Origin of the sequence: Collinsella aerofaciens (assembly GCF_040910265.1) — a bacterium.
Taxonomy (GTDB): Bacteria; Actinomycetota; Coriobacteriia; order Coriobacteriales; family Coriobacteriaceae; genus Collinsella; species Collinsella aerofaciens_BK.
Genome location: NZ_JBDGAW010000007.1, coordinates 13,924 through 27,563, shown reverse-complemented (window position 1 = coordinate 27,563; position 13,640 = coordinate 13,924). Strand labels below are relative to the sequence as shown.

The window sequence follows — 13,640 nt, the reverse complement described above, 5'->3', positions numbered from 1 at the left end:
CTTTCTCAGAACAGCCTCCCGAGGCGTGTTGTCTCGGGAGGCTCCTACAGCAGATACGTTTACTTTAACGAAGCGAGAAGATGCTCGGCGGCACCGATGAGCGGAGCATCGCCCTCCAGAGACCCGATGAGAATCGGCGTGTCCTGGAGCGGATCGAGCGCCTGGCTGGCATAGCCCTCGTGCACCGAATCCTTCCACGTCTGCGAACGCCAATCGGGACCCTGATGAATTACGCCGCCCGAAAGCACGATGACCTCTGGATCCAGAATATTGGCAAGCGAGCCCAAGCTGGCGCCCAGCGCAAAGCCGGCGTCATGGATGACCTCGGTCGCCTTTGCGTCGCCAGCACGACACAGGTCGTTCACGTCGCGACCGACCGAAGGACGGCTGGGGTCAACTCGACCGAAGCGTTCGTCGTACATACGGCCAATCGAGGTGCCCGAAGCAACAGACTCAAGATGGCCGGAACGCCCGCAGGCGCAGGGAATGCCGGCGGCAGCCGAGCACTCGATGTGGCCCATATGGCCAGCAGCACCATGGAAGCCCTGCATCACGCGGCCGTTCTCGACATATGCGCCACCGATGCCCGTACCGATTCCCAGGCACAAGACGGAGAACTTGCCCTTGCCGACGCCCCAGTGGGCCTCGCCCAGAGCATGAGCCTGCACGTCGCCCACAACGGCAACGGGAAGACCAAGGTCCTCGCGCAGACGCGGCCCCAACTGAACGCCGGACCAGCCGGGCATGATCTCATTGGCATAAGCAATGGTGCCCGTCTTGGGATCGACGACGCCTGCGGCACCGATACCGACACCGAGAACCTCGACATCGGGATTCGCCTCAAGAGCGGCCTTGATAGACGCCTCGATACGCTGGAAGACGGCCTCGCCGCCCTCCTGGGCCTCGGTAGGAACCTCGGCCTCAAAAACGGGATGGGGCACACTACCATCAGCCGGGTACTCCATGACGGCAGTCGCAATTTTAGTTCCGCCGATATCGACAGAGCAGACGTACTTGTTCTCCATGTCGCTCTCCTTCGGAGATAAAAACAACTACAGGAAATGCGCCGTCAGGCTAGCCGTCACAGCGCAGTAAAGGTTTTCCAGGTGTCCGAGATCGCCGAGAAACCGTGTGGCCATTGACCTAATGGGTCATGGCCACACGGTTGAACGGCGAGGTCGGGTGCCTGGGAAGCTTTACAGGAGACCGTTGTCCTGAAGGACCTTCCTAATCGCCTCGACGTTCTCGCCGGTCATGGCCTTCACCGGGCGCGGCATGGTCGGGCTGTCGAAGATGCCCATGAGGTTCATAGCGGTCTTGAAGGCGCCGACGCCACCGGCATAGCCCTGGACGCCCGAGGTGACGTCCCAGATGTGCGAAATCTCATTGAGGCGATCCTGCTCGGCCTTGACGGTAGCCCAGTCGCCGGCCTGAGCGGCCTTCCACTGGCGCACGTAGCCCTCGGGCTCAACGTTGGCAAGGCCCGGGACAGAACCGTCGGCGCCACCGAGGTAAGCGCCGTCGACAACAACCTCGTGACCGGTGAGGATGCTCATCGGATGGCCGTTCTTCTCGTTCTCCTGAACGAGATAGCGGAACGAGATGTCATCACCCGAGGAATCCTTGACGCCAGCAAGGACGCCCTCGGCGCCGAGCTTGGCAAGGAGCTTCCAGGGGAGCTTGGTGTGAACGCAGACGGGAATGTCATAGGCAAAGATGGGCAGGTCGAGCTCCTCGTGCAGGATGCGGAAGTGCTCCTCGACCTCGGTCATGCCCTGCAGGGCATAGAACGGGCAGGTGGCGACAAGCGCATCGGCGCCCAGCTCCTGAGCGACCTTACCGTGCTCGATCATGCGCTCGGTCTCGGTATCGATGATGCCGACCAGGACGGGCACGCGGTGGTCGACGATACGAACGGCCTCGGCGATGATCTGGCGACGACGCTCATCGGTGGAGAAAACGACCTCGCCCGAAGAGCCCAGGAAGAACAGGCCATCGACGCCGGCATCGATCATGCGGTTGATGCTGCGCTCAAAGGAGGCAACGTCGAGCTGGTGGTCTTCGGTATCGGGAACAACGACGGGAGGGATAACGCCGGTGAATTTCTGAGTTGCCACAAGAATCTCCTTAGTTGTCTGGCGGGCGGCCCTATGCCACCCACTCTTGTTGGCAGTGTCCAGGCCGTCTAGGCCAAAGAACACGGGTAGAACGTTTGGTTAAAAAAGTCGATGACTTCGTTTTCAAACGCGTTGATGCGCTCGTGAGCGTATTTGGCATAGATGATATGCCTCCGGTCACACTCAAGACCGTTGAATACGGCAAACTGGCCCTTGGGATCACTCACGGCATCCATGAGCGATGTGCCCATGAGCACCGATCCACGCACCCGAGACGACAACGCCTCGAGGCCACCGGGAATTGGATTGGCAACCGCCGTGCAGGCGAGGCCCCGCTCGTCCAGAGCAGAAACCGCCAGCGCGACTCCGCCGCCAAGGCCCTCGCCCCATGCAAAGATGCGGTCGGGGTCCACGCCATCAAGATTGCGCGCCACCTTCGCCATCGCGCAACCCCAACGGACGCGCTTGACAAAAGCAGGAGAGGCAATCCCCTGCTGCAGCTCGCTGGATCCAATCGCCTCATCGTCCAGCGCAAGCACGGCATATCCCATGGCCGCAAACCTCGTCATGTGATGCCATCCCCGCACGGGTCGGTCGATGTCGTGAAACATCAGACATAGCGGCACAAGCTCGGATGCTCGGGCGCGACCGGCAGGCTCGATCAAACGTGCGTGGACCACATCGCCACCAAGCTCAAAGGAAACCTCGGAGTAGCGGGCATACGGATTGGCGAAATCGATCGCCGTAATACTCGGCCCGCAAACCTCAAGGTCCGAAGCGGCTATCTCTAATTCGGAAACATCCGCAGAAGCATCACCGCGCCAATCCCGGAAATCAGCGAGCCTTGACGAGACCGTTCCGGGAATCCCCACAAGGTCGGAGACAATCAGCTCATTGACATTGCTCTCGCACTTAGACATGAGCCTCCCCTCCCTTGCAGAAAAACGGAATGATCAGATCGTCAAAATCCTGAATCTCCTCGTGGCCAAAGCCTTCAAAGAACTCATGACGCTTTTCACAGGTCAGGTTGTTATAGACCGCAAACTGCGTCGCTGGCGGACAGACGGTATCGGCTGTGCCGGTGCCAAACAGCACGGGGCATTTGACCATAGGGGCAAAGTTCTTGGAATCGAAGTACGCCAGCTTGGCATAGGCTTCGTCGATACGAGTCGAGTCCTCGTCAAACCAGCGAGACCAATAGCGCAGGCCCTCGTAGGCAATGTCGTCGGCATCCAAATCCCAGACCAGGCGGAAATCCGACAGGAAGGGATAGAGGATGGCGGCGCGATTGATAAGCTCGCTGTTAAGTGCACAGGTCGCAATGCCCAAACCGCCGCCCTGCGACGCGCCGTTCACAAACACACGGGCAAGATCGATGCCCTCGAGCTCGCGAACGATGCGGCACAGGATGCGAATATCTTGGTGCAAGCGGACATAGTAGAGGTTGGCCGGATCGCCGTCGATACCGGCGACGATATGGCCCGCGACCGTTGTGCCCTCAAATCCACCAATGTCCTCGGAGGGACCTCCTTGGCCGGGGCAGTCGAGGGCGATGAGTGCCATGCCCATGCCCGCAAACGACGCCTGCTCAAACCAGCTGCGGCTTGCACCCGGATACCCATGGAACTGAAGTACCAATGGCACGGGCTCGTCCGAGACGGGTTTAAGGTACTTGGCATGCAGGCGAGCGCCACACATGCCGGTATACCAGAGGTCGAAAAGCTGGCAGGTCACGGCATCGGTGACCGATGCCATCTCGATCGCATAGTCAAGCCCGACGGCGTCGGCCTCGGCCATGCGGTCCTTCCAAAAGAGATCGAAATCTGATGGACGGGGCATGGCGCCCCGATACCCACCAAATTGCTGTTGTAGCTCCTGAGCACTTGGCATGGCTCGTGAACCCAACCTTTCGAAATCGCAACGGAGGTGCGCCCGGCAAGGGAACCGGGCGCACGGGAGGGAAAGCGAGGCTACTCGCCGAGCTTGGGATGCAGCAGCGACGGCGCAGCACCGAGCAGCATCTTGGTGTAGGGGTCCTGAGGGTGCTGGAAGACCTGCTTGGCCTCGCCCTGCTCGACGATCTTGCCGCCATTCATAACGATGATGTCGTCAGAGATATAGCGGACCGTCTGGATGTCATGGCTGATGAACACCATGGCCAGGCCGAGCTCCTTCTTAAGGTCGGTCAGCAGGTTCAGAATCTGCGCGCGGACCGAAACGTCCAGAGCCGAGGTGGGCTCGTCGGCGATGATGGCATCGGGGTTCAACGACAGGGCACGGGCAATTGCGACGCGCTGGCGCTGGCCGCCCGAAAGCTGGCCGGGAAGAACCTCGGCGGCGGAGCTGGGCAGACCGGTGAGCTCCAGGAGCTCCTTGACGCGCTTCTCCTGCTCGGCCTCGGTACCCAGGTTGTGGACGCGCATGGGGTCGAGCAGCTGCTCGCGAACGACCATGCGGGGATTGAGCGCCGTAGCCGGATTCTGGAACACGACCGAGATGACACGGCCCATGTGGCGACGGTCCTCGGCGGTACGCTTGGTTACGTCCTTGCCCTTAAAGTAGACCTTGCCGCTCGTGGGGGCCTGCAGGCCGCACATGACGTTGGCGGTGGTGGACTTACCGCAACCGGACTCGCCGACGATGCCGATCGTCTGACCGGGCATGAGCCTAATCGTTACACCCTGGACGGCGTGAACCAGGTTGGGGTGCAGAATCGAGCCGGTACGGGTCCTAAAGGTGACGTGGACGTCATCAAGGAAGATGATCGGCTCGACGCCGTTGACTGCGGTCTCGCTCATCTACATCACCTCCGCGTGAGGGGTCAAACCATTTGCCTTGAGCACCTCGTCGGGGAGCTCGGAATAGAAGTGCTCGGTGCCGGGCACGCGCTTGAAGACCGGACGGGTGTCCAGGCCAATGCGCGGATGGCTCGAGCGGGGCGCGAAGCGATCGCCCTTGGGGAAATCGCGCGGGCTCGGAACGGCGCCGGGCACCTGGTGCAGACGGCCCGAACCGCTCTCGATGGACAGAACGGAGCCCAGAAGACCGCGGGTGTACTCGTGGATCGGGTTAGTGAGCAGCTCCTTGGTGGGCGCCTGCTCGATAACCTGACCGGCGTACATAACCGTGATGTTATGGGCGACCTCGGCGACCAGCGCCAAGTCATGCGAGACGAAGATCATGGCAAAGCCGAGCTTGGCCTGAAGGTCGTTGAGCAGCTTGATGACCTGCTTCTGGACGGTAACATCCAGAGCGGTCGTGGGCTCGTCGCAGATGACCAGCTTGGGGTCGCGGGTAAGGGCCATAGCGATCAGGACACGCTGACGCTGGCCACCGGAAAGCTCATGCGGGTAGCTCTCGAGCGTACGCTTGGGGTCGAGGCCCACGAGCTCCAGGAGTTCCTCGGCGCTGCGGGTGCCGCCGCGCTTGGTGAGCTGCTTCATCTGGGCAGAGATGAGCATGGAGGGGTTGAGCGAGGACAGGGCGTCCTGATAGACCATAGCGATATCGGTACCGCGCAGGCCGAACCACTCCTTCTTGCTCATCTTGAGCAGGTCGCGGCCCTCCCAGAGGACCTCGCCGGAAAGGTGCTCGTCATCGTCGGTCAGGCCCATGATGGCCAGCGTGGTGATGGACTTACCGCAACCGGACTCGCCCACCAGGCCCATGGTCTGACCAGGACGGACGTCAAAGTTGACATGGTCGACGACGTTGATATCGCCGTGATGCTCAAACTGAATGCAGAAGTCACGGACCGAGAGAATCGGTTCGACAGACTCGTCGGGCACATGGCGATCGTCACGCTTGAGCTCGACATCGCGCAGGGCGCCAAGGCGAGCGGAGAGGGACTGGGCCTGCTCCTTGTAGGCGCGAACGGGGTCGGAGACCAGCAGGTCGGCCTCGCGACGCTTGGAGGAATCGGTCGGATCCAGGGCGGCGGAGGGAGCAGCGGCCATGGCGTCGGTAATGCCCTCGGAGAGGATGTTGAGCGCCAGGCAGGTGATCATGATGGCCAGGCCCGGGAACAGCGCCTGCCACCAACGGCCGGCGAGCACGCCGCCGCGGGCGTCGGCGAGGATGTTGCCCCAGGTAGCGGTGGGCTCCTGGATACCAGCGCCGATGAAGGTCAGCGAGGCCTCGAAGATGATGGCGTCGGCGACCAGGGTAACGGTGAAGACCATGATCGGGGCGATGCAGTTACGCAGAACATGCTTGATCAAAATCCACGGAGCCTTGGCGCCGGAAACGATGACCGCGCGGACATAGTCCTCGCCGTACTCGGACACGATGTTGGCGCGCACGATACGGGCAATCTGCGGAGTGTACATAAAGCCGATGGCGAAGATGATCGACGGCACGGAGTTGCCCAGGATGGAGACGAAGACGGCCGCGAGGGCGATGCCCGGGATGGACATGATGATGTCCAGGATACGCATGATCGTCTCGGAAACGGCCTTGCGCGAAACCGCCGCAAGGGCGCCCACGACCGAGCCGCAGACCAGAGCCATGGCAGTGGCGCCAAAGCCGATAATCAGCGAGTAACGACCACCGTAGAGCATGCGCGACAGAATGTCGCGACCCTTATCGTCGGTACCGAAGATAAATCCGTTGCCGGGAGCCTGGCGAGCCGTAAAAATCTCGACCGGGCTATAGGGGGCAAGAAGGGGCGCCAGAATCGCAGTCAGGGCGACCAGCACCAACACGACGGCGGCAATCTTAGAAGACAGCGTCATCTTCTTCCAGCCACCGAGCTTGAGCCCCTTGGAGGCAGCCTTCTCGAGCTGCTCGGTTTGCTTCTCTCGAATCTTTACCATAATCTACACCGTCCTGATGCGCGGGTTGATGAGCAGGTAGAGCATGTCAACCACGATGTTGATGATGATGAAGGCAAGAGCAACGACGATAACGACGCCCTGAACCAGGTTCGCCTCGTTGCCCTGAACGCCCTGCAGAATCGCGGTGCCCATGCCGGGGAGGTTGAAGATAACCTCGATGACGACGGCGCCGCCCATGAGGTAACCGATCTTAAGACCGAGGGTGGTGACCGGGGTGATCAGCGCATTGCGAAGAACGTTGATGCCGACGACGACCTTCTCGGGAACGCCGGCGCCGCGAGCCATACGGACATAATCCTTATCGAGCTCCTCGACCATGGCGGTACGCACGATACGAGTCATCTGACCCGTCAGCGGAAATGCCAAGGCGATAGCGGGCATGATCATACGTCCCAGATAGCCAGCCGGATTCGTGGTGAAGTGAGGCAGAGCACCCGATGCCGGAAGCACCTTAAGGTAGGAAGAGAACAGCAGGATCAACAGAACGGCAAGCCAGAACGACGGGGTTGCCAAGCCGGCGATGGAAAAGACGCGGATCACTTGGTCCGGCCATTTGTCGCGATACAGTGCCGCAATGACGCCGAGTAAAAACGAAACGACCGCACCGATGGCAAGGCCGATGAAGGTCAGCTGCATCGTGACGGGCAGGGCCGTGGAGATGCGCTTGGCAACGGAGTTGCGAGCAGCACCATAGGTGCCCATGTCACCATGGATCAAATCGCCCATATAGCGCACGTAGCGCACAGGCCAGGGGTCGTCCAGACCATACTTCTCATGGTACTCGGCAACCGCCTCGGGCGAGGCACCGTCACCCAACGCCGTGTAGGCGGGGTCGGTCTTGGAGAACGACATAAGGAAGAACACCAGGACGGTGACGCCCAATGCCATGATCGGCAGCGCCACAAGACGCCTTCCAATCAAACGTAGCAAGTTGTTCACGTTCTCTCCCCTTTCTTTTGTCGGTAGGACCAACTGGTATATGAGTACGGATACTCATTACAAGACCCGAGCGACATCGAGGTCGCCCGGGTCTTTGTTTCAACTATGAGGATACGGTCCCAACGACCGACATCCTGCATACAGACTCAAGCGAGTCTTACGCCTTGACGGTCGCAACGCCCCTGAAGGACATGCTCGTCGTACCGATGCCCTTGAAGCCATCGAGGGCCTCGCCGTTGGGCGCAGTGGACGGATCGTCCCAGGAAGCGGAGACGGTCTTGACGTGGACAACGGGGTACAGAACGGCGTTGTCGGCAATGATGTCGAAGCACTCGTTCCACTTCTTCTGCTGCTCATCGCCCTCAGCGGCAAGAGCCTCGTCCATGAGACCGTGGAGCTTCTGCCACTCAGCGGACTCCTTCCACGGGCAACGGGTCTGCATCCAGACGTTGTCGCCGTACCACCAGTTGAGCAGCAGGTCGGGGTCGGCGCCGAAGCAGGAAGGATCGCCAGGGGCAAGGAGGATATCGTAGGCCTCGCCGCCGTCGATGGCAGCGTAGGTGGCCGGCGAGGTATCGGTCTGGATGGTCACATCGAAGCCGAGAGCGTCGAGGTCATTCTTGACCTGGGCGGCCATGCCCTTAATCTGCTCGTTGTCGGTGGTGCGCAGGGTGATGGCACCCGGGGTGATGCCAGACTCCTCGATGAGCTTCTTAGCCTTCTTGGCGTCGGTCTTGTACACCGTGGAAGCCTCATGATAGTTGGTGAAGCTCTTGGGCAGGTAGCAGCTGGCAGCGGTGGCAAGGCCGGCGAAGGTGTTGCTGACCATCTTCTCGGTGTCGAGCGCATACATGACAGCCTGACGGACCTTGACGTTGTTCCAAGGCTCCTTGGCGACGTTGAACATGATGAAGCGGGTGCCGAAACCCTGAACGTTATCGATCTTGCAGCCGGCGCTCTCGAGCTGGTCGACGGCGTCAGCGGTAACGAGCTCCATAACGAGCGTGGAGCCCTCCTGCTGAGCGGTAACGCGAGCGGTGGGGTCGGTCAGGATGCTGTACTGGATCTTCTTATCCTCGGCAGCATACTCACCGTTGTACTCGGGGTTGGGAACCAGGGTGATCTCGGTATCGGAGATAGAGTCGTACATCCAGGGGCCGGAGCCGATCGGCTGCTTGGCGCGATCCTCCTCGGTCTGGGTGGCCGGGGTAACGCGGACGATGGCCAGACGATCCTTGAGCAGGGAGAAGTTGGGGACCTTGGTCTTGACCGTCACGGTGCTGGCGTCCTTGGCCTCGATGGACTCGAAGGGCTGGAAGAACGGAGCATAGGTAGCGGAAGCGGCGCAAGCGGTGTAGGAGGCAACGACATCGTCAGCGGTGACCTCGGTGCCATCGGAGAACTTGGCGCCCTTGCGGATGGTGACCTCGAAAGTGGTGTCGTCCACAGACTTGGGATCGTCGGTGGCGAGCTCTTTGAAGGTGCTGTAGTCGTGGTAATCGATGCCGTAGAGGCCCTCGACGACGTGCCAGTTAGCACCCAGGCCCACAGCGGAGCCGGTGCTGGCGGGATCGAAGCTGGACGGAGCGTAAGCGGAACCAGCGGTGATCACGCCGCCGCCACGGTTGGCGGAATCGGTGGAACCGGAAGCGGAACCCTCGTCGCTAGAGCTGCCACCGCAGCCGGTGAGACCAAGCCCTGCGACAGCAGCGACGCTGCCGGTGAGGCCGAGGAACGAACGCCTGGACATACCCTTGTTGATGATGGCCATGTCTTCTCCTATCAATAGAGAATCTTACCCGGGAGCGCCTAGACGTGCCCCCGCGCAACTTGCGGACGATATATACCTTACCTACCGACGAACCCAACTGAGGTGCCGCGCTCGGCGACCGATACATACATACGCTTGAACGGTATTTGCTACCGTTCACCGAATTCATTGACAAACGATTCGCCAGACAGTATGTATCGACGAGGTGAGATATCAGTCTTCGTCAACCCGCAGGATAGCAGGGTTGTTCACCATGGCTAGTCAAACGTTTTAGCGTTAATTAAACCCGAAATCGGCTGGTAATCGCCGTGAAATAAATGATTGAAAATCACGCAATCATGTATATCAGTTGTTTAGAGGCGTGTTTAGTTTTCGGATTGCTTTGCCGCCGCCTCGGCGCGCTCGGCATTCCATGCAACGAGCGCCTCGTGAACCGCTTTGGCGACATCGGCAGGAACGCCTCGAACTTCCGCGATCTCTTGCTCGCTCGCCGCGCGCAAACGCTTCATCGAGCCAAAATGGCGCATAAGGGCACGTTTTCTGGTGGGTCCCACGCCTGGAACGTCATCGAGTACCGAAACCGTCATGGCTTTATCGCGCAATTCGCGATGGAACGTGATGGCAAAACGGTGCGATTCATCGCGCACCTGTTTAATTAGATAGAGCGACGCGGACCCGGTCGGCAGCACGATGGGAGTCTCGTCCCAAGGCACGAAAACCTCCTCATCGGCCTTTGCCAAGCCACAAACTGGTATATCGAGCCCAAGAGCCTCAAGTTGCTTGATTGCAGCGGTCAATTGCGGCTTACCGCCATCGACAACGAGCAAATCGGGGCGCGAACCAAAGCGCTCGTCGGCCATGCGCTCGGGAGCATAACGTCGTCCCAAAACCTCGGACATCGACACGAAGTCGTTTGCCTCGTCCAATTCGGCCTGAATTTTAAAACGACGATACTGACTCTTGTCGGCGCGCCCGTTGGTAAACACCACCATCGAGGCGACCGTAAAGGTGCCATGCAGTGTAGAGATATCGAAGCACTCGATACGCAACGGCGGCGATGGCAGCGCCAACGCACTTTCGAGCTCCAGGAGCGCTTGATTGGTGCGGTCGTCAGCGTACCCCGTTCGCATCATGTAGCGCATGAGGGCATGGCGCGCATTTTTGGATGCCATATCGAGCAGACGGTGCTTTTCGCCACGCTGCGGCCTATGGAGATGGCAGGAACGCTCACGCTTGCCCGCAAGCCACTCCCCCAGCGCCTCCGCATCCTCAAGCTCGACGGAAAGGTTGACCTCAGCTGGAATATCAGCCGTCTCGTCGTAATAGCGCTTAAGAAAGCCCGACTGGAGCTCTTCCTCGTCAACATCAAGACCCTTGTCGAGAATGAACTCGCAGGTGCGAACTGTTCGGCCCTCGCGAACGACGAAGACGCAAGCGGCGGAGATGGTCTCCTCGCGATAGAAACCGATGACATCGATATCGACACTGGAGGGAAAAACGACTTGCTGACGATCGTCCAGACCCCTGATGACCTCCAAACGACGTTTGACGCGTGCCGCGCGCTCAAAGTCGAGCGCCTCAGCGGCATCCGTCATCTCGGAGGTCAGCTCATCGACGACATCCTTGCGATGACCCGACAAAAAGCGCTCGACACGCTTGACGTTCTTAGCGTAGTCTGCCGGGGAAATCGCGCCGACACACGCACCCGGGCCACGCCCGACATGGTAGTCAAAGCAGGGGCGCCCGTTTTGCGCGCAAATCATATTGACGATGTCTTCCTCGCCCTTGTGGGACTCGACGATACGGCGACAACGACGCCACTCCGCACAGGATGCGGAGCAGATGGGGATAACCTTGCGCAGCGTATCTATCGTCTCACGTGCCGCGCGGCTATCGGTATAAGGTCCAAAATAGCGCGTTCCCGGCTTATGACGCTCACGCGTGTATTTGATAGCGGGATACAGGTCGCCCTTTGTAATGGCGATAAAGGGGTAGCTCTTGTCATCCTTGAGGTCGACGTTAAAGTACGGATGGTACTGACCAATCAAATTGCGCTCGAGCACCAACGCCTCGTGCTCGGTCTCCACCACGATATAGTCAAAGCTCGCCACCAGCTGCATCATCAGCGGGATCTTCTGGCGCTCGTCCTGCAGCGTCACGTACTGACGCATACGGGCGCGCAGGTTTTTCGCCTTGCCCACGTAGATGACATCGCCCTTGGCGTCTTTCCAAAGGTAGCAGCCGGGCTGCGTGGGAACGCGCGAAACCTGCTCGGCAAGCGTTGGAATGTTGTCGTGACCGGCCACGCGCACCTACTTGCGACGAATCAGTGCCGAGACCTCGGGCATCTTAAGGACGACGGCAAGGCCAAAGGTAACAGCAAGCGAGACGACACCCGCAACGCAAACGTAGCCAAGAGTAATCAGAATCGAGCCGCCAAGTGCCCCGACAAAGTGCTCAAGCGCCCACATGACGCCGGCGCCTGCGGCAGCACCCAGGCCACCGAGCAAAAGGCCAAAGAAACCGCCATGCAGGATAGATTTAACCTGAAGACCACGCAGACGACGACGCAGCCACCACAGCGAGCAACCGACCAAGATCACGTAGTCGACGACATACGAAAGCGCGATTGCCGGCATACCGAAGCCCAGCACAACGCCAAACAGCAGAACCGAGCCGGCCTGGCCGATGGCGGAATACAGACAATAGCGGCTATAGGGCTTCATGTCGAGCAAGGCAGAGAAGCTCTTCTGCATCAGCACGACCACGCCGTAGAGCGGCAGGGAAAGTGCCAGGTAGATAAGGAACTCCGACACCAGCGCCACACCGGACTCATCGAACTTGCCAGCGCAGTAGATCATGTTGAGCGGACGCGCGAAGACAATCAGGTACAGCGCGAATGGAATCAGGAAGAACAGCATCTGGGCGACGCCACGCGAAATGCCCGTGCGGACGCTGTCGTAATCCTTCTCCTGTGCGTCGTGAGAGAGCTCGGTATAGAGCGCCGTCGAAAGCGAGGCGGCAATCAGCGCGTAGGGCAGCGTGTACCACAGGCGCGCATAGGCGATGACGGAAGGACCAGTCTCGGGCTGGACCACCAGCGCAGCAGCGTTGGTGATAGAAGTCGAGACAAACATGCACACCGTGGCGAGCAGCGTCGGGATACCGAGCGCAATCGTCTGGCGCAGTGCGGGGTCCTTAAAGTCGATATGGATATGGGGATGCACGCCGTGCTTGCCAAGCGCGGGGATCTGACATGCCATCTGAACAAAGACACCGAGGGTCGTACCGGCCGCAATCAAGATGATGCCGGCACGTTCGCCAAACTGTGCGGACACGGGCGCAAAGCCCATAAAGCTCGCAATGACGATCACATTGTTGAGGACCGGGGCAAACGTCGACCAGAAGTAGTCGCGGTGTGCGTTGAGGACGCCCGAAAACACCGAGCCCAAACCATAAAACAGAATCTGGATGGCAAAGAAACGGAACATGAACGCAGCGGTATCCATGCTGCCGCCGTCACCCGAAAGGAACGATTGCGTCCAGATAAAGCCCGGGGCGAACACGGTCCCCAGCAACGAAATGCCACCCAGCACCAATAGCAGAATACCGAGCAGGTTGCCCACGTACTCGTTAGAGGCCTCGCGACCCTGCTCACGCCTCACGCCCATGTACACGGGCAAAAACGCCGTCACGAGCATGCCGCCCATCACGAGTTCGTAGAGCATATTGGGCAGGTTGTTGGCGACCTGATAGGAAGACGAGAGCAGCGACATGCCGATAGCGGCCGCCATTGCCCACGTGCGGATAAAACCGGTGACGCGAGACACGATGGTCACGATGGTCATAAGCCCGGCGGAACGACCAACCGTGGAGTAGTCCGACGAGCCCATGTCGTCAGTGTCATCTCGCGACGAAGAAGCTTCGGATGAGGGTGTCTGAGGCGCAGATTCTTTTGCAAAATGAGCTCCGCACTTC

10 protein-coding genes are annotated in these 13,640 nt (G+C 59.9%); all 10 read right to left on the bottom strand.

Features of this window, described 5'->3' with window-relative positions:
- Positions 1-59 precede the first annotated feature (59 nt).
- The 10 genes from AB5Z14_RS04445 to murJ all read right to left on the bottom strand — a co-directional run bounded on the left by AB5Z14_RS04445 (position 60) and on the right by murJ (position 13,555).
- Positions 60-1,025: an ROK family protein gene (locus AB5Z14_RS04445; protein ID WP_368130473.1), complete on the bottom strand. Its 966-nt coding sequence runs from the start codon at positions 1,023-1,025 to the stop codon at positions 60-62.
- A 171-nt stretch (positions 1,026-1,196) separates the two neighbouring features.
- A complete protein-coding gene (locus tag AB5Z14_RS04440) occupies positions 1,197-2,117 on the bottom strand; it encodes a dihydrodipicolinate synthase family protein (RefSeq protein WP_089573615.1) in 921 nt (306 codons plus the stop codon).
- Between the two features lie 68 nt (positions 2,118-2,185).
- Positions 2,186-3,037 (bottom strand): acetylxylan esterase, encoded by an 852-nt coding sequence (locus AB5Z14_RS04435; protein ID WP_117786311.1) that lies wholly within the window; start codon positions 3,035-3,037, stop codon positions 2,186-2,188.
- Complete coding sequence (locus AB5Z14_RS04430) at positions 3,030-4,007, bottom strand: acetylxylan esterase (RefSeq protein ID WP_368130471.1); 978 nt, start codon at positions 4,005-4,007, stop codon at positions 3,030-3,032. Before AB5Z14_RS04430 ends, AB5Z14_RS04435 begins: the two co-directional genes overlap by 8 nt.
- A gap of 80 nt (positions 4,008-4,087) precedes the next feature.
- Positions 4,088-4,915 carry an ABC transporter ATP-binding protein gene (locus tag AB5Z14_RS04425; protein WP_089573612.1) on the bottom strand — a complete coding sequence of 276 codons (828 nt, stop codon included), beginning with the start codon at positions 4,913-4,915 and terminating at the stop codon, positions 4,088-4,090.
- A complete protein-coding gene (locus AB5Z14_RS04420; RefSeq protein ID WP_035138893.1) occupies positions 4,916-6,931 on the bottom strand; it encodes a dipeptide/oligopeptide/nickel ABC transporter permease/ATP-binding protein in 2,016 nt (671 codons plus the stop codon).
- A gap of 3 nt (positions 6,932-6,934) precedes the next feature.
- Complete coding sequence (locus AB5Z14_RS04415; RefSeq protein ID WP_055251823.1) at positions 6,935-7,891, bottom strand: ABC transporter permease; 957 nt, start codon at positions 7,889-7,891, stop codon at positions 6,935-6,937.
- Between the two features lie 157 nt (positions 7,892-8,048).
- Complete coding sequence (locus AB5Z14_RS04410; RefSeq protein ID WP_117655648.1) at positions 8,049-9,662, bottom strand: ABC transporter substrate-binding protein; 1,614 nt, start codon at positions 9,660-9,662, stop codon at positions 8,049-8,051.
- A 365-nt stretch (positions 9,663-10,027) separates the two neighbouring features.
- Positions 10,028-11,968: an excinuclease ABC subunit UvrC gene (uvrC, locus tag AB5Z14_RS04405; protein ID WP_368130469.1), complete on the bottom strand. Its 1,941-nt coding sequence runs from the start codon at positions 11,966-11,968 to the stop codon at positions 10,028-10,030.
- A 6-nt stretch (positions 11,969-11,974) separates the two neighbouring features.
- The gene (gene murJ, locus AB5Z14_RS04400; protein ID WP_368130468.1) at positions 11,975-13,555 is read right to left on the bottom strand and encodes a murein biosynthesis integral membrane protein MurJ; all 1,581 of its coding nucleotides are present in this window, start codon (positions 13,553-13,555) and stop codon (positions 11,975-11,977) included.
- Positions 13,556-13,640: the final 85 nt, after the last annotated feature.

Coding starts and splice junctions, on each gene's coding strand:
- AB5Z14_RS04430 (WP_368130471.1), bottom strand. CDS start 4,007: ATGCCAAGTGCTCAGGAGCTACAACAGCAATTTGGTGGGTATCGGGGC.
- AB5Z14_RS04410 (WP_117655648.1), bottom strand. CDS start 9,662: ATGGCCATCATCAACAAGGGTATGTCCAGGCGTTCGTTCCTCGGCCTC.
- AB5Z14_RS04420 (WP_035138893.1), bottom strand. CDS start 6,931: ATGGTAAAGATTCGAGAGAAGCAAACCGAGCAGCTCGAGAAGGCTGCC.
- AB5Z14_RS04445 (WP_368130473.1), bottom strand. CDS start 1,025: ATGGAGAACAAGTACGTCTGCTCTGTCGATATCGGCGGAACTAAAATT.
- AB5Z14_RS04425 (WP_089573612.1), bottom strand. CDS start 4,915: ATGAGCGAGACCGCAGTCAACGGCGTCGAGCCGATCATCTTCCTTGAT.
- AB5Z14_RS04435 (WP_117786311.1), bottom strand. CDS start 3,037: ATGTCTAAGTGCGAGAGCAATGTCAATGAGCTGATTGTCTCCGACCTT.
- murJ (WP_368130468.1), bottom strand. CDS start 13,555: ATGGGCTCGTCGGACTACTCCACGGTTGGTCGTTCCGCCGGGCTTATG.